General features: G+C 67.2%; 19 protein-coding genes and 1 pseudogene. 2 read left to right on the forward strand and 18 right to left on the reverse strand.

Going from position 1 to position 25,684, the window contains the following annotated elements:
* Positions 1-234: 234 nt before the first annotated feature.
* Positions 235-1,236: an AAA family ATPase gene (locus E4J16_RS12810; RefSeq protein WP_240038149.1), complete on the reverse strand. Its 1,002-nt coding sequence runs from the start codon at positions 1,234-1,236 to the stop codon at positions 235-237.
* A 207-nt stretch (positions 1,237-1,443) separates the two neighbouring features.
* Here E4J16_RS12810 and E4J16_RS12815 point away from each other — a divergent pair, with 207 nt between their 5' ends.
* On the forward strand, positions 1,444-1,974 hold the full coding sequence (locus tag E4J16_RS12815; RefSeq protein ID WP_168709515.1) for a MauE/DoxX family redox-associated membrane protein: 531 nt from the start codon (positions 1,444-1,446) through the stop codon (positions 1,972-1,974).
* 72 nt (positions 1,975-2,046) lie between these two features.
* On the opposite strand, the gene E4J16_RS12820 is transcribed toward E4J16_RS12815, so the two are convergent.
* The 9 genes from E4J16_RS12820 to E4J16_RS12860 form a co-directional block, all read right to left on the reverse strand.
* Positions 2,047-4,518 carry a DUF6571 family protein gene (locus E4J16_RS12820; protein ID WP_136314207.1) on the reverse strand — a complete coding sequence of 824 codons (2,472 nt, stop codon included), beginning with the start codon at positions 4,516-4,518 and terminating at the stop codon, positions 2,047-2,049.
* A gap of 2 nt (positions 4,519-4,520) precedes the next feature.
* On the reverse strand, positions 4,521-5,189 hold the full coding sequence (locus E4J16_RS12825; RefSeq protein ID WP_136314208.1) for a hypothetical protein: 669 nt from the start codon (positions 5,187-5,189) through the stop codon (positions 4,521-4,523).
* Positions 5,186-7,297: a DUF6571 family protein gene (locus tag E4J16_RS12830; protein ID WP_136314209.1), complete on the reverse strand. Its 2,112-nt coding sequence runs from the start codon at positions 7,295-7,297 to the stop codon at positions 5,186-5,188. The genes E4J16_RS12825 and E4J16_RS12830 overlap by 4 nt, the downstream gene beginning before the upstream one ends.
* Positions 7,298-7,361: 64 nt before the next feature.
* Positions 7,362-7,628 carry a hypothetical protein gene (locus E4J16_RS12835; RefSeq protein WP_136314210.1) on the reverse strand — a complete coding sequence of 89 codons (267 nt, stop codon included), beginning with the start codon at positions 7,626-7,628 and terminating at the stop codon, positions 7,362-7,364.
* A 541-nt stretch (positions 7,629-8,169) separates the two neighbouring features.
* Positions 8,170-10,875, reverse strand: coding sequence for a pyruvate, phosphate dikinase (gene ppdK, locus E4J16_RS12840; protein WP_136314211.1), 2,706 nt, complete (start codon positions 10,873-10,875; stop codon positions 8,170-8,172).
* A 749-nt stretch (positions 10,876-11,624) separates the two neighbouring features.
* Complete coding sequence (locus E4J16_RS12845; RefSeq protein ID WP_136314212.1) at positions 11,625-12,749, reverse strand: putative glycoside hydrolase; 1,125 nt, start codon at positions 12,747-12,749, stop codon at positions 11,625-11,627.
* Positions 12,746-14,527: a GT4 family glycosyltransferase PelF gene (pelF, locus tag E4J16_RS12850; protein WP_136193967.1), complete on the reverse strand. Its 1,782-nt coding sequence runs from the start codon at positions 14,525-14,527 to the stop codon at positions 12,746-12,748. The genes E4J16_RS12845 and pelF overlap by 4 nt, the downstream gene beginning before the upstream one ends.
* Positions 14,521-15,831 (reverse strand): beta-carotene 15,15'-monooxygenase, encoded by a 1,311-nt coding sequence (locus E4J16_RS12855; RefSeq protein ID WP_136314213.1) that lies wholly within the window; start codon positions 15,829-15,831, stop codon positions 14,521-14,523. Before E4J16_RS12855 ends, pelF begins: the two co-directional genes overlap by 7 nt.
* 328 nt (positions 15,832-16,159) lie before the next feature.
* Positions 16,160-18,679 carry an ATP-dependent Clp protease ATP-binding subunit gene (locus tag E4J16_RS12860; RefSeq protein WP_204519860.1) on the reverse strand — a complete coding sequence of 840 codons (2,520 nt, stop codon included), beginning with the start codon at positions 18,677-18,679 and terminating at the stop codon, positions 16,160-16,162.
* A 325-nt stretch (positions 18,680-19,004) separates the two neighbouring features.
* On the opposite strand from E4J16_RS12860, the gene E4J16_RS12865 reads away from it, so the two are divergent.
* Positions 19,005-19,367, forward strand: a complete 363-nt coding sequence (locus E4J16_RS12865; RefSeq protein WP_136314214.1) for a DUF6054 family protein — start codon at positions 19,005-19,007, stop codon at positions 19,365-19,367.
* 84 nt (positions 19,368-19,451) lie between these two features.
* Here the strand turns inward: E4J16_RS12865 and E4J16_RS12870 are convergent, their stop codons facing one another.
* From E4J16_RS12870 to E4J16_RS12900, 8 genes and pseudogenes are all read right to left on the reverse strand, one after another.
* Entirely contained in the window at positions 19,452-20,033 is a 582-nt protein-coding gene (locus E4J16_RS12870; RefSeq protein WP_136314711.1) for an O-acetyl-ADP-ribose deacetylase, read from the reverse strand.
* A 41-nt stretch (positions 20,034-20,074) separates the two neighbouring features.
* The gene (locus E4J16_RS12875) at positions 20,075-20,452 is read right to left on the reverse strand and encodes a hypothetical protein (protein WP_136314215.1); all 378 of its coding nucleotides are present in this window, start codon (positions 20,450-20,452) and stop codon (positions 20,075-20,077) included.
* A 541-nt stretch (positions 20,453-20,993) separates the two neighbouring features.
* Complete coding sequence (locus tag E4J16_RS12880) at positions 20,994-21,602, reverse strand: hypothetical protein (protein ID WP_136314216.1); 609 nt, start codon at positions 21,600-21,602, stop codon at positions 20,994-20,996.
* Positions 21,603-21,856: 254 nt separating this feature from the next.
* Complete coding sequence (locus tag E4J16_RS16010; protein WP_204519862.1) at positions 21,857-23,137, reverse strand: FAD-dependent oxidoreductase; 1,281 nt, start codon at positions 23,135-23,137, stop codon at positions 21,857-21,859.
* A 29-nt stretch (positions 23,138-23,166) separates the two neighbouring features.
* Positions 23,167-24,018, reverse strand: a pseudogene (locus E4J16_RS15820) (oxidoreductase); the annotation flags it as partial.
* A gap of 73 nt (positions 24,019-24,091) precedes the next feature.
* A complete protein-coding gene (locus tag E4J16_RS12890; RefSeq protein ID WP_136314217.1) occupies positions 24,092-24,766 on the reverse strand; it encodes a 4'-phosphopantetheinyl transferase family protein in 675 nt (224 codons plus the stop codon).
* Between the two features lie 23 nt (positions 24,767-24,789).
* The gene (dtd, locus tag E4J16_RS12895; protein ID WP_136314218.1) at positions 24,790-25,245 is read right to left on the reverse strand and encodes a D-aminoacyl-tRNA deacylase; all 456 of its coding nucleotides are present in this window, start codon (positions 25,243-25,245) and stop codon (positions 24,790-24,792) included.
* Complete coding sequence (locus E4J16_RS12900) at positions 25,245-25,631, reverse strand: DUF2516 family protein (RefSeq protein WP_136193973.1); 387 nt, start codon at positions 25,629-25,631, stop codon at positions 25,245-25,247. Before E4J16_RS12900 ends, dtd begins: the two co-directional genes overlap by 1 nt.
* Positions 25,632-25,684 lie beyond the last annotated feature (53 nt).

Raw genomic sequence — 25,684 nt, forward strand, 5'->3', positions numbered from 1 at the left:
ATCCCCAGGTTGCGCAGCAGCTCCAGGCCGCCCCAAAGACCTCCCGACACCAGTGCCAGCGCCAGGAGCATGACCTGGCCGCCGGCCGGCGTCGGCGCCGCCCAGGGGATCGCCCGGAGGACGCGGCGTCGGCGGGGGCTGCGGCTGGGCGTGCGCGGATCGGCGGGGCGCCCGGGGCGCGCACGGCCGGTACCCGCCGGACGGCCCGGGAGTAGAGGATCCGCCGGCATCGGTTCAGTTCGCCTCCGGCACGGGCGTGCGGGCGACGATTCGCTCCAGGGACGCGGTGGCGGCGGCGAGCGCCGCGGCGGCCTCGGTGTAGTGGCCGGCGGGCACGAGCCGGTGGGCGAGCACGTCGGTGGCGGCGCGGGCGACGTCGTCGGGGGACACGAATCCGCGCCCGGCCATGGCCGCGCGGGCTCGGGCGACGGCGGCCAGGTGGAGTCCGGCCCGGGGGCTGGCGCCCAGGGCGATGGCATCGTCGCTGCGGGTGGCGGAAACCAGGGCGACGATGTAGCGGGCGACGGCTGGGGCCAGGTGCAGGGCGGCGACGGCGGTGCGGGCCGCGCGGGCATCGTGCTCGGAGGCGATGGGGGCGAGGTCGGCCAGCGGGTCGGCGGTGCCGCGGGCGAGCAGCATGGCCGCTTCGGCGTCGGCGTCGGGGTAGCCCATGGTCAGGCGGGCCATGAAGCGGTCGCGTTGCGCCTCCGGCAGCGCGAAGGTGCCCTCCATCTCCAGGGGGTTCTGGGTGGCGACGACGATGAACGGGTCGGGCAGGGGCAGGGAGCGGCCCTCGACGCTGACCTGCCCCTCCCCCATGGCCTCCAACAGGGCCGACTGGGTGCGGGGCGTGGCCCGGTTGATCTCGTCGGCGACCACGACGCCGGCGAACACCGGGCCGGGGTGGAAGCGGAACTCGCGGGTGGACTGGTCGTAGACGCTTACGCCGGTGACGTCGGCGGGCAGGAGGTCGGCGGTGAACTGGATGCGGGAGGAGGACAGGTCCAGGCAGCGGGCCAGCGCCAGGGCGAGGGTGGTCTTGGCGACGCCGGGCACGTCCTCGATCAGGAGGTGGCCGCCGGCCAGGAAGGTGGCCAGGAGGGTGTCGATCGCCTCGGTCTTGCCGACGACGACGCGCCCCATCCGCTCGCGCAGCGCTTCGGCGAGTTCGCGCAGGGCGGCGGGGGTCATCGGTGTGTACGCGTCGGCGGCGCCACGGCTATCAGCGCTGGTCATGCGCCGATTCTGGCAGAGCCCACCGGTCGGTGGCAGGGGGTCGCAGTACCTGGCAGCGCGAGTCCGGGCGCTTCCCGCAAGGCGCGAGTTCGTGTCGCCTAAGTATTGACCTGCGTCTGATTATCGCGCATCCTGAGACCACCGTCACAACGCGGCTCGCATTGTGTGGATGCACGCGCAGCGGCCCGCAGAAGGAGCGTGAGTCCCGTGCCCCCGACTGTCCCCGTGGCCCTCGCGGTGGGGCGGATCCTGATCGGCCTGCTACTCACGGTCAGCGCCTACACGAGGCTCACCGCCCCGCGAGAGCTGCAGGTGGCCGACGTCACCGGTTACCGCCTTCTCCCCGGACGAGGCCCGCGGGCCGTGGCGATTGCCCTGCCCGCGGTCGAACTGTTCTTGGCGGGCTGCCTGGTGCTGGGCGGTCGCCTGCCCATCACCGAAACGATCACCGCCGTCCTGCTGCTGGCGCTGGCCGGCGCCTCGGTCAGCGTGCTCGCGCGCGGCATCAAGGCCGACTGCGGCTACTTCGGCTCGCGGCTGCGGTGGCGGGTGGGACCCGGCGTCGTCGCAGCGAATGTGGCGCTGGCCGCGGTGCTCGTGGCCGACCTGCTTGTCACCCCGCAGCGCCTGGTGCTGGCCAGCCCCGGCAGCAACATGGTGGTCATCGTGCTGGGTATCGCCATGGTCTTCAATCTGCTGACGAACTGGGACAAGTTCCGTCAGCCGCAGCCGGCCTGAGGACCACCCGCCGGGTCGCGCTCTGTGCTGGACGGCCGATGGTGACGGCGCAGTGGTCGTACAGCGCCGCGTTCATGCTCCGCCCGCATCGTGGCCCGCTTCAAACGCATCTACTGCTGGCACGCCATCACGGATGGTCACTCCGGAAAGATCGGGATCGAGTAACCAGCTGGCGAATTGAAGCATGTTGCCCGAGTCGGACGACAGCACTACGGCGTCTAGCCTGGGGCGCCCGGTGGAGTCCTGTTTCATCCACGCGTAGGTGTAGCGCCTGCCGTCGGGGTTCTCGTAGGCGCCGGGTGGAAGCAGTCCGCGCTCATCGAGCTTGGCGTACACCTCCGCCAGGAAGTGCCGCCTGACCGCCTCAGACATTCCGAGCTCCTGCACGTCAGTCCGCCCGGGTGCGCCGACAGTGGGATTCTGCAGTGCGGCCGCGGTGTAGGCCCGCGCGGTGTGCCGCGCCGTACCGCCCCAGGCGGGCCCGGCGGCACCGGCAACGGTATCGGCGGTGGAATACACCCCGTCGTCGAAGGCATTGAGGAGCATCTGGCTTGTCGCATCCAGCTGCTCTCCCTCAGCACCGCGACCCTTTTCAGCGGCGCCCTGGATGTATCCGAGCAGACGACCATCGGGGTAAAGCTTCTGAACGATCAGGGCGCTCGCGCCCTTCAGAGTCGACTTGCCTGCGTCTTCCAAGTCATCTGAGTCGGCAGGGAGCGTGTTCAGCGCATCGTCGAGGCGCAGCGAGGTGTACCTGCCAGCAGCGGCCGACACGGTCTGTAGCGCAATGTCGTCTTTAAGCGTCTCCTGCAACAACGACCGAACCTCGTTCGGATGGTAACCCTCCCAACCGGCCGACAAATTGGCATTGAATGCCGAGTCCTCGTTCGAATTCTCAGTATTGTTTGCGGCCTCATCCACTTCCTGCATGGAGTTGGCCAGCACTACGGCCGTGTTCTGCCGCGAAGTACCCGTCCACAGGCCGTCCTTGCGCCCGGCCATGTCGACCGCGGCCTGCTCCGTGATCCACGCGGCACGCTCGTCCTTGGTACCCGTGGTCAGCTGCCTGTGCTCCGAGGCTCCCGCGAAGGCCGCAGTGAGCGCCTCAAAACCGGCCGAGTCCCAGTCACGCCCCTTAAGCCACTCCCAAGTAGTGACATCAACCTCCACGGTCTGCTCGGTAGCACGATCATCAACCGGCGGCGCCAGGAAGTCCAGAGCCGCATCGGGCTGCCGCCCCATCGCAGTCAGAATCCCGGCCATGGGATCCCAATCACCCACGCTGCCTTCCGGAGGCGACGCTTTCATCCGCTGCGACTGCCACGCCGGCAGCCCGTCACGGCTCTGCTCGTGTGCTCGTATCGCGTACCCCAGGTCCTGGAGGAAGTAGTGGTTGAACACCCCGCCAGCAGTCGTCGGCGCCCCGGTCAGTATGTTCGTCGCCGAGCGGTTGGCCCCTTCCAGCAGCAGGTTGAAGCCGAGCGGCATGTAGTAGGGGTAGTCCTCGTCTGTGACCAGCCCGCTCAGTTTCTTGGCGTAGTCAGAGCGGTGCTGCGGAGTCCAGGCCGAGGAGTGAGTAGCAGTGCCGAAGCAGATCGACAGCGCCGCCTGGGCTGACAACCATGCGTCGTCGGTCCGCTGCCGACGGGTCGCGTATTCGGTGTCAGGATCACTCGGATCGTAAGCGGGAAGGTTCTCGGTCTGCTGCAGCCGCAGCTGATTAATCGTATAGGCCAGTTCCGCCATGCTCTCGGGACCCATGGCGTCGGCGAAGGCAGCGGCATACACCTCGTCGTTCTGATGCTCAGCCACCGAACCATTCATCAGCTCCAGCAGCTCATCAGGACCGGCGTTCTTCACCTCCTCCGCATCACTTCGGGCCCGGTCCAATGAATCCGCAGTCGCCGCGACCGCTGCGGTTTGCTCAGCGGTGGCGAAAGCAGTCGGTTCAGCGCTGGGAGCAGCATCGGTCGGGTCGTTCCAGTTAGGGCCTGGGTCATCGGCGCGTGAGTCCACTCCATCCAGCACCTGTGGTGCGTACTTGATCACCAGCTCCTCCAGCGCCGCAACCGTCGACTCATCAGCATCCTCCGCAACCACCGTGTACATGGCAAACCCGGCACGACCTTCCAGCCAATATGCATAACCATTCGGGTGCACAGGATTTCCCGTGGACAGGTAAGAGAATACGCGCGCTTCCGTACCCGGGATCTCACGCCCCTCACCCCCAGTAATCGCCTCCAACGTCGCAAATGCGTTGTCACCATCCTGCCCAAACACAACCCACGAGTCGCTAGTGCCGTGCACCGCCAGCACAGCCCGCTCACCCTCGATAGCACAATACGACAATCTGCCGGCCCCCTCCTCAACCTCCGTCACACGACCCACAATCGGAGCCACATCCTCCTCCGCAATCAATCCACAATAAGGGCCCGCAACCGAACCACCACCACAACCACTCATGCAACCCACCGATGCCACCATAAACAACACCATCACAACCGCACAGAGCGGCGGCATACGGCTAAATTTGAACCGCAGCATTGTCACCGTCCTGGCGATCCGGTGGACGTAGACTCCGCCTCGTTGGACGAGTCCGCAGTCTGGACGGCAGACGGCTCGCCGCTCGGCGCCGAAGTAGCCGGATCGTTCCAGTTCGGACCGGGGTCCTCCGTACGCGATGCCACCCCATCCAAGACCTGCGGCGCGTACTTGATCACCAACTCCTCCAACGCCGCAACCGTCGTCTCATCAGCATCCTCGGCAACCACGGTGTACATCGTGAACCCGGCACGACCCTCCAGCCAGTACGCATAAGCATCCGGGTATTGCCGACTAGCGTCGAGATAGGAGAACACCCGCGCACCGGTCCCCGGAATCTCACGCCCCTCACCCCCAGTAATCGTTTCCAACGTGGTGAACGCATTATTGCCACCCTGACCGAACCCGACCCACGAGTCAGTAGTGCTGATTGCGACAAGTATGCCGCGCTCACCATGAATCCGACAGCCCATCACGCTAGAACGTTCATCTTCAACACTTTCCACCCGACCCACGATAGACGTGACATCATCCTGCTCAAAAACACCACAATACGGGCCCGCAACCGAATCACCAGCACATGAGCCGACACATCCCACCCCCACCAGCAGCATCACAAGAAACGCAACTCTCATACGTCGCAACAGCGTACCCATTTGAGCAACCACGGTCATCGTTTCCCCGCGTTCACACCGTCTTTAAAACCATCTGATGAGCGTTTAGCGTCACTAGACACTCCTGAAATGTCAGAATCATCCTGAATCCAACCATTGAATTGCTCAAGGTTATCAGGGTCCGACAACAGCGCACCTGAATCAATATATGGATCCCCACCGCTGTCCTGCTTCATCCATCCGCTGTAGGAAGAATAGAAGTCGCCTTCACGATTCTTGTATGCGCCAGGCGGAAGATAACCGCGCTCGTCAAGCTTAACGTATGTCTCCGCAAGGAGTCGTTGCTCGACCTTGTCCTGCATTTCGACCGCCTCGTCCTGCGCCTGCTGCGCGTTTGACGGCAACGAGTCGCCCGCCGCATCGAGTGCGTAGGACTCCGCGATGCTTAGCGCCTTACTCGCCACAGCGGACTGCGGCCCCGGGATGAAGCTCAGCCCTTTACCGAAGGCATTGAGGATCATTTGGTTAGTCGCGTCTTTTTCAGCCGCCGCGTCGCCGCGACCTTTCTCCGCGGCTCCCTGAATGTAGCCGAGCAGACGACCATCGGCGTTGCGGGTCTGGGAAACCCGGTCATAAGCGTCCTCATAACTTGCGTCCTCGGGCAGTGTGTCCAGTGAGCTATCGAGGCGCAGCGATGCGTATCTACCCGCGGCGTCCGACACGGTCTGTAGCGCGATGTCGTCTTTAAGCGTCTCCTGCAACAACGACCGAACTTCTTCCTCGTGTCCTTTCTTCCAGCCCGCAGGCATCGAGACATTGAAATCTGATGCCTCGCCAGATCTTTGTGCACCATTAGCGGCCTCGTCTATCTCCTGCATGGAGTTGGCCAGCACTACGGCCGCGTTCTGCCGCGAAGTATCAGTCCACAGGCTGCCCTTACGTCCGGCCATGTCGACCACCGCCTGCTCCGTGATCCATGCAGCACGCTCATCCTTGGTCCCCGTGGTCAGCTGTCTGTGCTCCGAAGCGCCGGCAACGGCTGCCGTGAGCGCTTCAAAACTGGTCGAGTCCCAGCCACGTCCCTGCAGCCACTCCCAGGTCGTGCCATCAACCTCCACGGTCTGCTCGATGGCACGGTCATCAACCGGCGGTGCCAGGAAGTCCAAAGCCGCATCAGGCTGCCGCCCCATCGCAGTCAGGATCCCGGCCATGGGATCCCAATCACCCACGCTGCCTTCCGGAGACGGCGTCTTCATCCGCTGCGACTGCCACGCCGGGTAACCGTCGCAAGTCTTCTCATGCGCCTGTACGGCATGTCCCAAGTCCAGCAGGAAGTACTTGTTGAACACCCCACCGGCCTGACCAACCTCACCGTCCACTTCAACCGTATTCGCCGCCGTGCGGTTCGCTCCTTCCAGCAGCAGGTTGAAGCCGAGCGGCATGTAGTAGGGCTGGTCCTCATCCGTGACCAGCTCCGCCAACCCCTCCGCATAGTCCGCGCGGTGCTGCGGCGTCCATGCCGAGGAGTTCGTCGCTGTGCCGAAGCAGATCGACAGGGTTGCCTGAGCGGAAAGCCACGCGTCGTTGGTCTTGTCCCAGCGAGTGCCGTAGTCGGTGTCAGGATCATTCGGATCATAGTCGGGAAAGTTCTCAAGCTTATACTGTCGGTCCTTATCAATCCTGTACGCCAGATCGGCCATGCCCTCAGACCCCAAGGCGTCGGCGAAGGCAGCGGCGTATACCTCGTCGTTCTGATGATCCGCCACCGACCCATTCATCAGCTCCAACAGTTCATCAGGCTTGGCATTCTTAGCCTTCTCCGCGTCGATTTCAGCCTGCACCACCGAACTGAGATCGGTCGACGAGTTGATCGTCACGGTGTCCGGCAGGTCATAGGTGATGACGCCGTCCGCATCCATGCCCGCAATGCCCGACTCATTCAGGCGCACGATCTCATCCTTACAGGACTCAATCTCATCCGCTCTGGCCTTCAAACTGTCAATGGCGGTCAATGCGTCCGCACTGAAGTCACTGTCAGGAAGATCGACGTCAGCGTTGTCGAACTGTAGATTGATGGCACTTCTGGCGTCCTCCGCATCGGTGGCGACCTTACGGATTTGAGCGATGGCGGTTTCCAGCTTCTCGGAGTTGAGGGATACCTTCGTCATTACTGTTCTTCTCTCGTCTCAGCAGCGATCCTACGGGATCGCCGACATCCGTCCTGGATCTCAGTCATCCTTCGTCACCGTCCTCCGCGTTCGCTATTGCCGTCGCGAGATCGTCACTGAGCCCCGCGAATACCGCAATCAGCGCATCGATGTCGGTCTTCGTGTATTCAGACTCTTCATCCGCCAGCGGACCTTCCCAGGTATCGGATGCATTCACCCAGGCGTACAGCCCCTCTACAATAGTGCACGCATACGGGTTCACCAGGTTTATGTCACAGTTCTTGCGATCGACATAATCCTTCAACTCGGTGAGCTTTTCCTTCTCGGACATCTCTTCCTCCAGGGGTACGTACCGACTCGCGCGTGACGTTACGTCGCTGTCACTGTACCGCAACGAACGGACGATGGCACTTGCAACTGAAACCCCTCTTGCCGGCGCGACACTTGATCGTTTGTTCGTAGCGCGCCGGGACGCCGCTCCACAGGAACTCCAGGTGGCCGCCACCATCGGTTATCGCATCACGTCCGCGCCGGGTGCACGCGAAGCCGCATCAGGGCTGACTGCGGCTACTTCGGCTCACTACTGCGGTAGCAGGTGGGCCCGGGCGTCGTCGTGGCGAACTACGAACGAATGCCCCCTGCTACGACGTTTTGCACCCTGGTGTACGGCGAATACCCGCACACCAGGGTGCAAAAGCTCCTCTCAGGAGACAAAGACTCGCGGCAGCCGACAGCCGCTGGGACACACGCCGAGTAAGCGGCAAGACCCTGCCGACTCGCCGACCGGACGACGTCGGCTGGGCTGGCACCCCGTCGGCCGACGTCAGCCCGACGCGGTTCAGCCCGCCGACGCCGTCGTCACTACGCCGTCGTCACTCCGCCGGCGCCAGCACCGCGGCGCGACCGGCCTCCAGGCGCGCAACCGGCACCCGGAACGGCGAGCAGGACACGTAGTCCAGGCCGACCCGGTGGAAGAAGGCAATCGAGTCGGGGTCGCCGCCGTGCTCTCCACACACGCCCATCTTCATGCCCGGCTTGGTGGACCGGCCGCCGTCGACGCCCAGCCGCACCATGCCACCCACGCCGTCGACGTCAATGGACTCGAACGGGGAGGTGCCGAAAATGCCCGCCTCGATGTAGCGGCCTACGAAGGAGGACTCCACGTCGTCGCGGGAGAAGCCCCAGGTGGTCTGGGTCAGGTCGTTGGTGCCGAAGGAGAAGAAGTCCGCCTCCTCGGCCACATGCGCGGCAGTGACCGCCGCCCGCGGCAGCTCGATCATGCAGCCGATCGGGAAGTCAAGCTCGAAACCGGACTCCGCGGACACCTCCGCCAGCACCGACTCCGCGCGCTCCCGCGCCAACTGCAGCTCACGCACCGACCCGATCAGCGGGATCATCACCTCCGGACGCGGGTCACCGCCCGCCTTCAACCTCTCCACGGCGGCCTCGGCGATGGCCCGCACCTGCAACTCGATCAGGCCCGGCATGGTCAGCAGCAGCCGCACGCCCCGCAGGCCAAGCATCGGGTTGGCCTCATGGTTGCGACGCACCACGCTCAGCAGCTGCTCGTCGGCGGGGTCCAGCGTGCCGCGTTCGCGGGCAACGGCGACCTTCACGCTCAGCTCGGTCAGGTCCGGCAGGAACTCGTGCAGCGGCGGGTCGATCAGGCGCACCGTCATGGGCTTGCCGTCCATCGTCTGAAGCATCTGCACGAAGTCGCCCTTCTGCAACGGCAGCAGGGCGGCCAGGGCGGCCTCACGCTCGGCGTCGTCGGCCGCAAGGATCAGGTTCTGCACGTACTGCTTGCGCTCCCCGAGGAACATGTGCTCGGTACGGCACAGGCCCACGCCCTGGGCGCCGCGGTGAATCGCGTGGCGGGCGTCGTCGGGCGTGTCGGCGTTGGCGCGCACCTGCAGGCGCCGCACCTCGTCCGCGCGGCTCATGATGCGGTCCACGCTGGTGACCAGCTCACGGGCATCCTCATCGCCGGCGACGTCGAGGGCAGCCTGCAGGCCACGGCGCAGGTAGGTCATCACCGGGGAGTCAACGACGGCGACCTCCCCCAGGAAGACCTCGCCGGTGGTGCCATCGATGGCAATGACGTCGTCGCTCGTCAGCGGCGCCTCCCGCCCGGCCACACGCACGGTGCGGGCGGCGGCGTCGACCTCGAGGGCCTCGGCACCGCACACGCAGGTCTTGCCCATGCCGCGGGCGACGACGGCGGCGTGCGAGGTCTTGCCGCCACGGGCGGTCAGCACGCCGACCGCGGCGACCATCCCCGGCAGGTCGTCGGGGTTGGTCTCGCGGCGCACCAGGATGACGGACTCGCCGGCCTCGGCGCGGGCGATGGCCTCGGCGTTGTCGAAGGCGATGTGGCCGACGGCGGCACCCGGGGATGCGGGCATGGCACGCGTGATCAGGTCACGTCCGGCGTCGTCCCCGAACTGCGGGAACATCAGCTGGTTGAGCTGGTCGCCGGTGACGCGGGTGAGGGCCTCATCCATGGTGATGAGCTTCTCATCCACCAGCTGCGTGGCCACGCGGAAGGCGGCCGCGGCGGTGCGCTTGCCCACGCGGGTCTGCAGCAGCCAAAGCTTGCCGCGCTCGATGGTGAACTCGATGTCGCACAGGTCCCGGTAGTGGGTCTCCAGGCGGCGCATGGCGGCACGCAGCTCGTCGTAGCTGGTCTTGTCCAGGCGCTCGAGATCGGCCAGGGACAGGGTGTTGCGAATACCGGCGACGACGTCCTCACCCTGGGCGTTGACCAGGTAGTCGCCGTACACGCCGGAGCGGCCGGTGGAGGGGTCCCGCGTGAAGCACACGCCGGTGCCGGAGGTCTCCCCCATGTTGCCGAACACCATGGTGCACACGTTCACGGCGGTGCCCAGGTCGTGCGGGATCTTCTCGCGGCGCCGGTAGATGTGGGCGCGCTCGGTGTTCCAGGAGCGGAAGACGGCCTCGGTGGCCATGTCCAGCTGGGCGCGCGGGTCCTGGGGGAAGTCGATGCCGGCGTGGGCGGCGACGATCGCCTTGTACTCCTCCACGAGTTCCTTCAGGGCGTCCACGTCCAGCTCGTAGTCGAGGCTGACGCCACGCTCGGCCTTCTTCGCGTCCAGGGCGTCGGAGAAGTGGTCGCCGTCGACGTCGAGCACGGTCTTGCCGAACATCTGGATCAGGCGCCGGTAGGAGTCCCAGGCGAAGCGCTCGTCGCCGGAGACCGCGGCCAGGCCCTGCACCGAGGAGTCGTTCAAGCCGATGTTCAGGACGGTCTCCATCATGCCGGGCATGGAGAACTTGGCGCCCGAGCGCACGGAGACGAGCAGCGGATCCTCCGCGTCACCCAGCTGGCGGCCGAGCTCCTCCTCCACCTGCCGCAGAGCGGTGGTCACCTGTACGGCGAGCTCGTCGGGGACGACGCCGTCGCGCAGGTAGGCACGACACGCGTCGGTGGTGATGGTGAAGCCGGGCGGAACCGGCAGGCCGAGTCGGGTCATCTCGGCGAGGTTGGCCCCTTTACCGCCCAGGAGGTCCTTCTGGTCCTTGTCTCCCTCGCTGAAGCGGTATACGTACTTGGGCATCGTCGCCTCTTTCTGGTTCTAGTGAGCTGTGCGCCCGCGCGCGTTGACGGCCACACTCTAATGTGACTTCAGTCCTAACGCCACTCTCAGCGCCGAGGTCGGTAGATCTTACGTACCGAGGTCGGTAGTTGTTACATACTGAGGTCGGTAGTTGTTACGTGCCGAGGTCGGTAGTTGTTACGTGCTGAGGTCGGTAGTTGTTACGTACCGAGGTCGGTCGCTATGACGCATAGGCGACCGCAGCGAGCGCATACCCGAGCTACCTGGCGCACCATCCTCCCCACGCAGCCATGCAGGGGTAACGAGTCGCCAGGCGCCCGCTGGAAAGAAGTTCGCAGCGCCTCCTCCGCCAACGACGGGCAGAGGACGACGGCTCATGCACTCGGTCGACCATTCTCAATCTTCCTGCGGTGGTTCGAGGATGCGATGCCCTGCGACACCACGGGATCCCCGGGTCTAAGGGCGGCGGGTTGGGCCTGTTGAGAGCGGGCGGTGTCCCCACCGAGAGCCCCTACGGCGAAGGGGTATGCAAGATGGGCGCCAGCGGCGATCCACTGACCGGGAGACCCAGAGGCCCCAACGCCCACAGCGGTCCCGCACCACTTCGACCGACCTCAGTACGTAAGATCTACCGACCTCGGTACGTAAGATCTACCGACCTCGGTACGTAAGATCTACCGACCTCGGTACGTAAGATCTACCGACCTCGGTACGTAAGATCTACCGACCTCGGTGAAGGGGCTCGGGGATCAGGGGGTCAGCGCGAGGACGCCTCCGTGGGGGGCCAGCCGCAGGCGGCGGGGCAGGGGCTCGCCGTCGGGCCGCCCCAGGGGACCGGGACGCACGGCGCCGGCCGGAAGCGTCACCGTCCCGCCGTGCTCCCCATCCGGGACGGCCGCCGCGACACCACCCTCGAAGCGGCGCCGCCACACCCGGCCCGACTTGCGCACCGGCCCAAGCGGCCTGCCGAGATCCGCGTCCATGGCGGGGAACCACGGCGTGCGCGAATAGTCGTCGTGGCCGGTGGCCGTGAAGGACAGGGTCGGTGCCCCGCCCCCGATGATCCAGAACATCGCCAACCCGTACAGCGCCGAGCGGGAACCGTCATGGTCCGGGCCGGACCCGCCCGACGGCGTGCGCAGCACCCCCAGCCCCGGGCCGCTCAGCTGGTCGGCCTGCGCCGCCGCCGTCCCGGCGTCGAACAGGACGCCGTCGCCCCAGCCGAGCCAGCACTCGTCGAAGCCCCCGCCCCAGGCGGCGTGGCGCCCCCAGCGGCCCGGCTCACGGCGTGCCTCGGCGATGTTGGGCACGAGCAGGCGGCCGACGGCGGACAGGGCGCGGCCCGCCCCCTCCACCAGGTCCGTGAGGGCCGCCCGCAGCCCCGCGACGTCTGCCGGAGCGAGCGGATCGGTGGCCGAGATCGCCGGCAGGTCCAAGCCGTAGTAGTCCTCGAAGACGTCGTTGTCGGCCATGACCCCGTCGAAGGCGGTGCCCTCCAGGGATGCGGACACCTGCTGCGCCCACGCGGCCCGGTAGTCGGGATCCCACACGCGGGCCTGGAAGTGCCCCGGGTAGGAGTCCCACTCCACCGGCTCACCGCCGCGCCCGGCTATCCAGCCGCGGTCGCGCGCCTGCGCCCAGCCGATGCCCGAGGCGCAGCGCTCCGGCGGCTCGAACTCCCGCACCGAGGACAGGCAGCGGTACGCCAGCACGGTCATGTCGGGGCGGGCGTCCTTGAGCCTCGCCGCCGCCTCCCGCTCCCACGGCTGCAGAACCGCTGCCCGGTAGTGGGCGACGGCGAAGTCCAGCTCCGCGGGCGCGATCGGTCCGCCGTAGCGCAGCCAAGCGCCGACTCCCCGTCCGGTGCCGCTCATTTGTTGGCCGCGCGGCCCTTGCGGGCACGACCGGCCCAGCGCAGGGGCCGCCGCGGAGCACGGTGACGGCCCTGCCGCGACGGCGACTGGGCCACGCGGCCGTACCGCTCACCGGTCGTGCGGACGCGGTCGGTCCGACGCCGTACGCCGACCCCGCCCTTCTGGTACAGCTCGTGGTAGGCGGCGTTGACCTTGAGCAGGTTGAAGGCGGTCTCGGCACGGGCACGGGCGGAATTGCTCATCTGCTCGAACAGATCCATGTCGCCGGTGACCTGCTGGATCCGGTCCGCCATGAGCACCGGATCCCCCGGGGAGATGACGAAGCCACCGGGATCCAGCACCGTGCCCTCCTGAGTGGTGATGGCGCCCAGGACCACGGGCCGCAGCGCGCCCACGTCGGTGGACACGGTGGGGATGCCCGCGCCCATGGTCTCCAGGGACACCATGGGCATGCCCTCGTTGTACGACGGCAGGAGGAAGAGGTCCCAGTCGCTCAGATGCTCGCGCACATTGATCGTGCCGCGCACCGTGATGACGTCCTCGAGCCCCAGCTCCGCAATCCGGGCCACACAGCGCTCGTAGTACTCGGGGGCGTGCTCGGTGGGGCCGCACACGTCCAGGTGGAAGCGCAGTCCGCGCTCGCGCAGGATCCGCATGGACTCGATCAGGTCGAGCAGCCCCTTGATGGGCACGACCCTGGCGATGTACACCAGCCGCCACCGGTGGGAGTCCGCTCCCGCGGCGCGCAGCGAGGCGATTGCCGCCTGCCGCCTGGCGTAGGCCTCGTCGAACTCGTCGATGACGATGCCGTTGGGGATGATGTGGACCGCGCCCGAATCGAGCCCCAGGTTCCGCGCCTCCTTCACGGCGTCCGGATACAGGTAGGTGGTGGCGTAGGCCTCCGGGTAGCACAGCCGCCCCATCTCGATCCACCAGGCCATCCACATGCGGTCGCGTCCGCCGACGTCGAAGGTCCGGTAGTCCTGCGACGTGACCGGCTTGTCCATGCGCCGGCCGAGCAGGGTGTTGATGGTGTCGCGCACGTACAGGTTGTGCTCGGTCAGCAGGAAGGAGGCGCGGTTCTCCCGGGCGGCATTGGCCGCCAGCAGGGAGGCGTAACCGGTGGTGTGCGCGTGATACACGCGCGCCCGCGGCATGGTCTCCCCCAGGACGGCGTATGCCTGGGAGAAGAACTCGCGCAGGCACCAGAACAGCTCGCTCAGCGACATGCCCAGGGTGGGCATGCGGTCGCGGTAGGTCTCCATGAACTCGGCCGAACCGAGCAGCGCCCACAGCGGGTAGCGGCGCGTTGAGGCCGCCATGCCCTCCGCGATCAGGTCCCACACGCGCTTGCCGTCCCCGGCGGCCAGGGCCTGGAGGGCGTCGATGAGCCGGTGCGCCAGGACGAGCCGCTCACGGTGGTTCATGTGCAGGTCGGCGGGCCGGCTGGAGGTGAACTCGGGGTGGTCGGCCATGGACAGGTACACGACCTTCACCCAGCGCACATTGCCCGGCATGCCGTACAGGTCGGTGCGCGGGCAGTCATGGTCCCAGGTGATGTGGATGATCCCGAAGGTGAGGTCGGGGTTGCCGGTGATGATGTCGTGCACAACCGCGGACACCCCGCCCTTGAGGTAGGGGTAGGTCGACTCCATGACGATGGCGACGTCAACGTCCTCGTAGTGCCCGTCGGCGGGAACGCCGTCGGGAAGCGGCGCGAGTACCGGACCGACGCCGTCCGCGGCACGTTCCGTAATGCTGCTGATGCTGCTCACCATGACAGGGCCTTTCGCCAGAAGAATGAGTATTCGGGTGAGGACCACCGCACCCGGTAGATGCCCAGTGAAACGGCAATCAGTACGACGTCGACCAGTGCGGTTACGACGAAGGATCCGGTCAGGCCGCCGACCAGTGTGAACGCCGTAAGCGCCGCCAGCAGGTGTGCGGCGGACAGGGCCAGCGCCAGGACGGGATCCCCGGCATGGTCGATCTCGTATGCGAGCAGGGTCAAGACCGCCAGCAGCGCCGAGCCGGTGGACACCGCCAGCACGTCGGGCACGGACCCCGGATCGGCCACGGCCACGACCGCCACTACGACCGTCACCCCCAGGGCGGCCACCAGCCCGGCCCGCACGAGCCCTCGGTCCAGGAGCCTGGTGAGGTAGCGGCTGCGGTCGTGCAGCGAGTCGATGCTCACCGATTCCAGCCCCTTGTGGAAGTCGTTGAATGCGGCGTTGACTCGGGGCGTCGCGATTGCGAAGTAGAAGCTGTACCCGAGGACCGCGGGCTGAAGGCACAGGTAGGCCAGGGCGATGCGCCACTGCGTGCCCAGGGTGAGGAACAGCAGGAGCTTGTCCGCCCACAGCACGCCGCCGAGGATGAGGCCGCGCCCCATGTCCGCCAAGTACTCGGCGGGGCGCACCGGGAGGGGGCGGAGCAGTTCCGCCAGGGCGGAGCGCATCGGCACGACCTGCGTGAGAGTTGCCGCCAGCGGCGGCAGGTACCAGGCCGCCGGGAGCAGCAGGACCGCGGCGGCATATGCCGCCCAGCCGAGCGCCCAGCGACGCCGTCGGCGCAGCAGGTCCGCGACCATCAGGGACTGGGCGAAGATCATGTTCTCCAGCAGCAGGACGAAGTGCGCCACGATCGCCGTCACGGACCAGTGGGTGGTCGCGGCGACCAGTGCGCTCACGAGCAGCACCGGCGGGATGGCGAAGGCCAGCACGGTCGGCCACAGCCGGGCGAACTGCCTGGGGCACTGTGCGGGCTCGGCATCCGCGACCGCCCCCATGAGGCGGTACACCGGCCCGCAGGTGACCTGACTGAGCCAGGGGACTCCCACGGCGACGGAGATGATCAGGGAGCTGACCGGTACGCCGCCGACGGCGTGCCCCACCATCCGGCTCATGGCCAGCGGGTAGGACAGCCCTAGGAGGATGGCGGGTGACATCGCCAGGAACAGGTTCTCAACAACCCATGCGGCCTTACGCCCCAAGGGGGGCTCGCCGGGCCCGGTCAGAGGTCTGATCCACCCGGGAAGCGGGGGCGCTTGCCGGGCAGTAACAGGAATGTTCGCAGTCATGAAAGGCGTATTCCTTGATGGACAAGACAACAGAATGCGTGGACATGGACTTGCAAGCACGTCAGCGCGTGTGCATCGGGCACTCGCGAGCCACTTACGACGCACACACTAACCGAGGAGGCACCCGCGAATAGGGAGGATACAGCAATACCACTAAGGTCACACCAATTTCACAGCCGTGTTATGACCGGGACCACCCGACGCTCGCGCCCACACAGTGCCGCAGGGCCGCGGCCTGCGCCCTCATTCGAGCTCCCGAACACGCAGGGCGGGGCCGCCCCGGTCGGGGCGGCCCCGCACTCTCACGCTCGGGGAATCCGGTGGCGGACTACTGCGCCGGCTCGGCGGCGGCCGAGGCGATCTCCTCGGCCTCGCGCACGGTCTCCTCCGCGTCCTCCCGGGGCACGCCCCGGAAGGTGAACTCGCCCAGGATGCCCTCGCCCTCGGCGTCGACCAGGACCTTCTGGCCCCGCTCAATCTCCCCGAAGAGGATCTTCTCGCTCAGGGCGTCCTCGATGTCGCGCTGGATGGCGCGGCGCAGCGGGCGGGCGCCGAGCACCGGGTCGAAGCCGCGCTCGGCGAGCAGCTCCTTGGCGGCGCCGGTCAGCTCGATGTCCATCTCCTGCTCGTCCAGACGCTGAGACAGGCGACCGATCATCAGGTCGACGATCTGGCGGACCTCCGCCTTGGTCAGCTGCGGGAAGACGATCAGGTCATCCACGCGGTTGAGGAACTCGGGCCGGAACTGCTGCTTGAGCTCGCGGTTCACGTGCGCCTTCATCTCCTCGTAGTCCATGGTGCCGCCCTCGGTGGACTGGAAGCCCGTGGCAACGGCCTTGCCGATGTCCTTGGAGCCGAGGTTGGTGGTCATGATGATGACCGTGTTCTTGAAGTCGACCACGCGGCCCTGGGCGTCGGTGAGGTGGCCGTCCTCCAGGATCTGCAGCAGCGAGTTGAAGATGTCCGGGTGGGCCTTCTCCACCTCATCGAACAGCACCACGCTGAAGGGTCGCCGCCGCACCTTCTCGGTCAGCTGGCCGCCCTCGTCGTAGCCGACGTAGCCGGGGGGCGCGCCGAACAGCCGGGAGACGGTGTGCTTCTCGGCGAACTCGGACATGTCCAGCTGGATCAGGGCGTCCTCGTCGTCGAAGAGGAACTCCGCCAGGGCCTTGGCCAGCTCGGTCTTACCCACACCGGTGGGGCCCGCGAAGATGAACGAGCCGCCCGGGCGCTTGGGGTCCTTCAGCCCGGCGCGGGTGCGCCGGATCGACTTCGACAGCGCCTGGATGGCCTTGTCCTGGCCGACGATGCGCTTGTGCAGCTCATCCTCCATGCCCAGCAGCTTGGCGGACTCGGTCTCCGTGAGCTTGACCACCGGAATGCCGGTGGACATGGCCAGCACCTCGGCCACCAGGTTCTCATCCACCTCGGCCACCTGGTCGAGGTCACCGGCCTTCCAGGCCTTCTCCTTGGCGGCGCGCTCCTCACCGAGGCGGCGTTCGTCGTCGCGCAGGGAGGCGGCCCGCTCGAAGTCCTGGTCGTCGATGGCCGACTCCTTCTCCTTCTTGACCGCGGCGATGCGCTCATCGATCTCACGCAGCTCCGGCGGGGCGGTCATGCGGCGGATCCGCAGGCGCGCACCCGCCTCATCGATCAGGTCGATGGCCTTGTCCGGCAGGAAGCGGTCGTTGATGTAGCGGTCGGCCAGCTTGGCGGCCGCCTCAATGGCGTCGTCGGTGATGACCACGCGGTGGAAGGCCTCGTAGCGGTCGCGCAGACCACCCAGGATCCCGATGGTCTCCTCAATGGAGGGCTGCTCGACGGTGACCGGCTGGAAGCGCCGCTCCAGGGCGGCGTCCTTCTCGATCTTGCGGTACTCCTCCAGCGTGGTGGCGCCGATGGTCTGCAGCTCGCCGCGGGCCAGCATCGGCTTGAGGATGCTGGCGGCGTCGACGGCGCCCTCGGCGGCACCCGCCCCGACGAGCGTGTGGATCTCGTCGATGAACAGGACGATGTCGCCGCGGGTGCGCACCTCCTTGAGGACCTTCTTCAGGCGCTCCTCAAAGTCGCCGCGGTAGCGGGAGCCGGCCACGAGCGAGCCCATGTCCAGGGAGTACAGCTGCTTGTCCCGCAGGGTCTCGGGCACGTCTCCGTGCACGATCGCCTGGCTGAGGCCTTCGACGACGGCGGTCTTGCCGACGCCGGGCTCACCGATGAGGACGGGGTTGTTCTTGGTGCGCCGGGAGAGGATCTGCATGACGCGCTCCATCTCCTTGTGGCGGCCGATGACCGGGTCCAGCTTGCCCTCGCGCGCGGCGGCGGTGAGGTTGCGGCCGAACTGGTCCAGGATGGCCGAGCCCGACGGCGTGCCCTCCTTGTTGGAGCCGCCGGCGGTGACGGTCTCCTTGCCCTCGTAGCCGGAGAGCATCTGCATGACGGTCTGGCGGACGGTGGAAAGGTCGGCGCCGAGCTTGGTCAGCACCTGGGCGGCCACGCCCTCGCCCTCACGCAGCAGGCCGAGCAGGATGTGCTCGGTGCCGATGTAGTTGTGGCCCAGCTGCAGCGCCTCGCGCAGGGACAGCTCCAGCACCTTCTTGGCTCGCGGCGTGAAGGGGATGTGACCGGAGGGGGCCGACTGGCCCTCGCCGATGATCTCCACGACCTGGGCGCGCACGGCGTCCAGGGAGATGTCCATCGACTCCAGCGCCTTGGCGGCGACTCCCTCGCCTTCGTGGATGAGGCCCAGAAGGAGGTGCTCGGTGCCGATGTAGTTGTGGTTGAGCGCGCGGGCCTCGTCCTGGGCCAGGACGACGACGCGGCGGGCGCGGTCAGTAAAGCGTTCGAACATCGTTGATTGCTCCTCGGCACGTGCGGTTGGTGATCGCGTTGCCCGGGTTCGGGCACTGCCCGGATTTGGGGGAACGCGGGGCACGCGCTGATAAGGCTAACGGCGCGAGGCAGGCACGGATGCCCCTGTTCGCAGTGGGCGTGAGCAGGGTTGAGTCTGCCCGACTCAGGAATACGTGCGGCTTGGGTCCATACGCCCGCGTCGCGGGGCCGCGCGCTCCGGTGCCTTCCCCCTGCGCAGCGACAGTGACCTCCGTCCTGCGGACATATAGGCTCACTGGGTCCACCACCTGCCCAACTCGTGGCCACACCCAGGGAAAGGCCCCATGTCTGTCTACACCCGCAGTCTCAAAGGCCCCTACGACGAGCTCCTCCCCTTCCTCACAGCCTCCATCGTCGGCCGGTCCATCTCCGCGTCCGAGGAGCCCTCCGCCGACGTCAGCACCGCCGCCGGGCGCGTGGCCGTGCGCGCCTTCGAGCGCTACTCCTGGGCCGGAAGCAATCGCGTCGGCATGACGCTCACAGCCGTCGAGGACGGCGACGCCGTCCACGTCGTCGGCATCACCGTCGGCGGCAGCCAGGCGGTCTTCATGAAGATCAACACCTTTGGCGAAGACGCCTTCCTCGAGACCCTCATCAACGCCTGCGCCGCGTGGGAATCCAAACACGGCGTGCTCCCCCAGCGCTGACGCCGGGCTGCTGCGCCAGGGCAGAGCAGGAAGAGCGCGGGAGGGCCCGGCAACTCTGACGGAAGGGCCATCGACAACCTCGCTTCAGGCGTCCAGGGCCGTCTGGAAGGCCCGCAGCAGCCGCTCGGAGAAGAGCACGAAGCGCACCAGCTCCAGCCCGCCCGGCTGCGCCGCGGCGGCGTCGACGACGTCGGTGCCGCACACCTCGACGCCGCTGGCCGTGTCCGCCCGGGCCGCCAGGGCGCGGGCCTCGACCACCGCCGCCCGGGCTACGGCGTCGGCGTCCCAGCCGTACACGCCGGCGGAGATCGCCGGCACGGCCACACTGCGGCAGCCTAGCTCCTGGGCCAGCTCCAGGCTGGAGCGGAAGGCGGCGCGCAGCAGGGCGGGGTCGGTCTGGCCCGCGTGCCGGTTGGGTCCGACGGTGTGGATCACCCAGCGGGCGGGCATGTCGAAGCCGGGCGTGGCCACGGCCTCACCCACCGGCAGCCCATCGGGAAGACTCGTGGCGCGCAGCTCGCGGCAGGCCTGCAGCAGGCGCGGCCCGGCGGCGCGGTGAATGGCGCCGTCGACCCCGCCACCCCCGAGCAGCCCGGAGTTGGCCGCGTTGACGACGGCGTCCACCTCCTGGGTGGTGATGTCCCCGTGTACAGCCTCGATCCGCATCATGGTTCCCATTGTGGCAGCCGCATCAGTCAAGCCTGTGGCTAGTCGTCTTCGATGTTGTAGTCGCAGAAGATCAGCCGGGTGCGCCACGCCTGATCGCCGGCGAGCAGGACTCGCTGTTCGTCGGACAGCAGTTCGCTGTCGTCCATACACCACTCAACTACCTCCGAGTCGTATGGAAGGCTCTGCGCGTAGCCCTGCTCCACCAGTCCGTCGTAGCTATCCGGGCTCGCCTCTAAATCGGGAACCGTCATGGTCCGTATTGCCGCTTCGAGGTAGCCACCCTCGTTCGGACCCACGTCGCAGAGATAAACGGCCATGCCCTCCAGCTCCCGCATTTGCTCGAGCGTGAGTTCCGGAGCGGTGTCGACTTGCTCCAGGCACAGCCGCTCCGCCTCCTCGACACCAAGCCCGGGCACAGCAGTTGCGGAGGCCGAAGGAGTAGCGGATACGGACGGAGGCAGCGAATTCTCCCCACCAAACTCAGAGGCACCAGAGCATCCGGAAGCACAAAACGACAGCGCGAGAGAGGCCAGGCCCATAGCGACAACGCTGCCGCGATCATTTACCATACTATCCAACATTGGCCTTCCCGTTCCAGGCGCGCACCCCAGACAACTGAGTGAAGCTATAGGTGCAACCACTGGTACTGCAGCTCGTAACGATCCCGTACGCCATCACTCCCCCCCTTCCCATTACTGTAATAACTCAGACCACCGGAGTCGCCATCCTTGAATCCGCTGCAATCACCAGCACCATCCCGGTTCGAGTCGTGTATGGTGGTTGTCATATGTCCGACGGTGTAACCACTCACCTTGCGGGAAGCGCCTGTCCGTAGTGACCAGCTGTTAGCACGTAGAATTTGCCGCCGATCTCTATGGGCGCTCCCAAGCTGCAACGAGTGTCAGTACCACTGTGCACTATGGACCCTCCAGAATAGAAGGGCGACTTGTCATTCGATCACGTCGCCGCTGGATCCTCCGGTTCTTCTACCGAGATACGTATCGGCACCCCCAAATCGCCGAGGGCGCCAGTGAGTTCTTGTTCCATGTCCCCGAAGCCGGTTCCGTCGCGTACATCAGAGGCAGCGACGTCGCCGTCGTCTGACACGACAACCTCGATTCCATCACCGACAGGATCGGGGGCGACCGACTCGATGTTCAGCGCATCCCAGTCAAGGCCCAATACCTGCTCCTGCGCGGCGTCGACCTGTTCCGGGGAGTTCTCGTTGACGACCACACGGATACGATGTGGGTCAAGAGATACCAGCTCGTCCAGCCCGTCGATGTCACTTGATATGACAAACAACTCAACCATCTGGCGGTCCGAAGTCAAGGCGACTCCGAGCACGGTGTCACTATGCGACTGCGCGAACACCTCAGCTTGATCGGCCAGCGCTGTCACCTCAGGGGACTCCGATCCGTACCATGTGCGCTGACCATACTCGTCTGTAATATTGATACCGATATCTCCTCCACCAGCGTCGTCTGCTGCCGCCATAGAGGTGGCAGCTGTTTGAAAGCATAGAGCGAGCGCAAGCACGGAAGTGGCCGAAATCAGGGAGCGCATATTGAAACCTCATCGCCGTCGAACGGTTTCCTAGCATCTCCTATGCTATGCATGTTCCAGCCGTCTGTCAAGCGTTTGGCGTGACTCATCTCGGGTTCCAGAGCGAGATTCCGGAGTACGCTCAAGCCTGCGGACCTAACATCGCGAGATGGGTAGCCGTTCAAAACGCGTCTCAGCGCACATTTGGTGCCCGACACGCGCCCCGAGCTGCGGGGCGGCATCCGTCCGGGCGCCGCCCCGCCGTCGTCCAGGAGCTACTTGGCCAGCTGACTGGCGACCTCGAAGCCGTCCCAGATCGCGTACATGATGTTCGCGCACCGGCGCGCATCGCCGATGACGTGGTACGGGATGCCGGCGGCCTTGACCTCGGCCTCCAGCTCGTGGCGCGGCTTGTAGCCGATCGCGGTGACCACCGTCTGCGCCGGGACCAGCCGCTCCTCGCCGTCGACACTCACCAGCAGGCCGGCGTCGGTGACGTGCTCGGCGCGGACGCCGGCGAGCACCTCGACGCCGCGGTAGGCGACCAGGTCGTGCAGCATCGCATGGTTGGCCATGCACGTGGGCGCGTTCTTCTTCAGCACGTCGGCCAGCGCCTCCACGATGGTGACCTCAATGCCGCGCTCGCGCAGGGAGATGGCCAGCTCGCAGCCGCTGGTACCACCGCCGACGATGACCACCCGCTCGCCGAGGGAGTCCTGATCGAGCAGGGCGTCGGTGGCCTCCACCACGGGCACGCCCTCGCCGAGGTCGAGTAGCCGCGGGGTGGAGCCGGTGGCGATGAGCACGTGGTCGGCTCCGGAGCGGCGGATCAGCTCGGCGTCGACCCGGGAGCCCAGGTGCACCTCGACCCCGAGCTCCGCCAACTGCCGCTCGTACCAGGCGATCAGGGCGAGGTCGTCCTCCTTGAATGAGGGCTGGCCGCCGGCGATGACCACGCCTCCGAGGCGTTCGGAGGCCTCGTGGAGCACGGGGAGGTGGCCGCGCTCGGCGAGCACGCGGGCCGCCTCCATGCCGGCCACGCCGCCACCGACGATCAGCACGCGCATGCGAGTGCGGTCGGTCGCCTGCGGCAGGGGGCGCTCGAGTTCCCGGGCCGCCAGCGGATTGACCGCGCAGCGCAGCGACGAGCACTTCTCAATGCGGCCGATACAGCCCTCCTGGCAGGAGATGCAGGGGCGAACCAGGTCGCGCCTGCCCCGCTGGAGCTTGTTGACGATCTCCGGGTCCGCGAGGGTGGGGCGGGCCAGCGACACCAGCGTGGCCGTGCCGTCGGCCGTGGCCGCGGCGGCCAGGTCCGGGTCGTCCATGCGCCCGGCCACGATCAGCGGGATCTCGGGGCAGGCCTCGTGCAGCTGGCGCGCGTAGGGGACGTACAGGCCCTTGGCCTGGTACATCGGCGGGTGGCTCCAGTACCAGGAGTCGTAGGAGCCGACGTCGACGTCGAGCGCCTCGTATCCGTAGGACACGAGCAGGCGGGCGGCCTCGATGCCCTCGTCCATGTCCCGCCCCATCTCGGTGAAGGTCTCACCGGGCATGGCGCCCAGCCGAAGTCCTTGATCATGGACTTCGGGGAGAAGCGCAGCTGGACGGGGAAGTCGGCGCCGGCGGACTCGTGAATCGCCTGGGCCACCTCGCGCGCGAAGCGCAGCCGGTTCTGCAGCGAGCCGCCGTAAGCGTCGGTGCGGTGGTTGAAGTATGAGATGGCGAACTGGTCGAGCAGGTAGCCCTCGTGCACGGCGTGCACCTGGATGCCGTCGAATCCGGCCTCGCGCGCCACCATCCCGGCGATGCGGAACTGCGCGACGATCCCCTGGATCTCCTCCACCGTCATCTCCCGGCAGGTGATGGAGGGGTCCCAGCGGTAGGGGATCGCCGACGGCGCCGCCGGGGTGCGGCCGCCGAGCACCCCGGGAATGATCACGCGCCCGAAGCCCGCCCCGACCTGCAGCACGATCTTCGCGCCGTATGCGTGGACGCGCTCGGTCAGGTCTCGGCTGGTGGTGAGGAAGAGTCCTGGCGAGAGGGTCGGGTTCGGGATCAGTCCCGGCGGGACGCCGTCGGCCGGGTTGGTCACCTGGCAGACGCCGGTGATGATCAGGCCGATCCCGCCGCGCGCCCGCGTGGTGTAGAACTCGATCGCCCGCTGGTTCCAGCCGCCCTCCGCGGTGGAGAAGCCCAGGGGCCCCATCGGCCCCATGGCGTAGTGGTTCTTGACCTCGATGCTGCCCACCCGGGTGGGCTCGAATAACTCCGGGTGCTGCACCTGAGAGAGTACGGACGTTGACATACCGGTTCCTCTTGAACTCGGCGCACACATAATTCCGCGCAATTTCAAGGGTAACACCAGGGCTCGAAAGCAGCCAGGCCCACCGCGACAAGGGCGCCCTGACATATTGGGGAGCCCTTGAGCATGCATAGTAACTCACGCCCAACAGCTCGCGGGATGATCCAACATAAACGAACCCTTACTCACCTAACAGTGAATCCAATTACACCGAGGCCTTCATTACGACGGCGCTCGCCAGGAGGCCGCCGCCCGCAGCCCAGCGACCGGTCAGTTCTGCATTGCTATCGGGGCCCGTAGCCAGCCGCACCATGAAGGCGCCGTCGGCGCGGATGCCGACCTCTGCGTCCGCGAAGCGCGGGGGGCGCCGTGCACGGGGGAAGCAGGCCTTGTACACCGCTTCCTTGATGCTGAACAGCAGCCGGTCACCGGCGACGCCCGGCAGCGCCTCGGCCAGTTCGCAGACGTTCTCCCGCTCCGCGGGGGAGGCGATCCGCTCCAGCACGCCGCGAGCCAGTGGCCGACTCGGCTCGGCATCGATGCCGAGCGCGGTCACCTCGCTGGCGCGGGCGACCGCCGCCGCCCGGTAACCGAGGCAGTGGGTCAGGGAGCCGACGACGCCGTCGGGCCAGGCGGGCTCGCCCACAGGCCCCGGCACCATGGGCGGGCGCTCCAATCCCAACTCGGCCAGTGCCCGCCCGGCCAGGTGCCGCACCGTGGTGAACTCGGCACGGCGCCGGGGCGAGGCCCCCGAGATATGCGCGGCCTCCTCCGGCAGCAGCGGCGCGTCGACGTCGTAGGGCGTCTCCCAGACGATCACCGGCGCCGGGACGATCGCCGCGAGCAGGGGGGTCTTGGCGGCCGTGTGCGGCTGCAGCATCGGGACGGACGCCGACGCCGACATCAGGCCTCGAGAAGGATAGTGACCGGGCCATCCAGCTCGGCGTCGATGTCCATCTGCGCGCCGAAGCTGCCGGTGGCCACCTCCAGGCCGCGAGCGCGCAGCTCGGCAACCACCGCCTCCACCAGGGGCTCGGCCACCGCGCCCGGGGCGGCGCCGTTCCATGAGGGGCGGCGCCCCTTGCGCACATCGGCGTACAGGGTGAACTGGGAGACCACCAGCACTGGCGCCCCCAGGTCGGCCACCGACACCTCCCGGCCCGCGGCCCCGCCGTCGTCCCCCGGGCCGTCGAAGAGCCGCAGCTCGGCGATCTTGCGGGCCACGGTGGCGACCTGCGCGGAGCCGTCGTCGTGGGTGACACCGACCAGCGCAAGCAGCCCGGGGCGCTCAATCGCGCCGACCACCTCGCCGTCCACACGCACCGCCGCCCGGCGCACGCGCTGCAGAACGGCGCGCATCAGCGGCCCGGCGTCCAGTCCCGTGGGCCCCTGCCACCCTGGGCACCGCCGCTCCCGGGGAAGCGGATCGAGGAGCGCACCCGCACCGGCGCGTAATACCGCAGCGCCGGGCGGACGTCGGCCAGGTAGACGGCGTTGGCGACCACGCCGAGCAGGCCCACCATGGAGGACGCACCCATCAGCAGGACCACGACGATCCCGGCGGCGTTGACGCCGACCCAGAAGCCCTTGGTGCGCTTGCCGGCGGCAATGAAGTGCGAAGCGTCTCGCGTGAGGGTGTCGATAAGCGCCCAGGCGCCCAGGACCACGGCGGTGAGCTGTGCGAGCCGCCAGATCAAGCCGACGGCAAGAGCGAGGTAGTAGGCAACAAGTCCCAGGATCTCCACGCGGCCACTTTAGCCGCCGCCCCGCGGCGCCGCGAGGCCCATCTCCCGTGGGC

The organism is Actinomyces procaprae (genome assembly GCF_004798665.1).
Lineage (GTDB): Bacteria > Actinomycetota > Actinomycetes > Actinomycetales > Actinomycetaceae > Actinomyces > Actinomyces procaprae.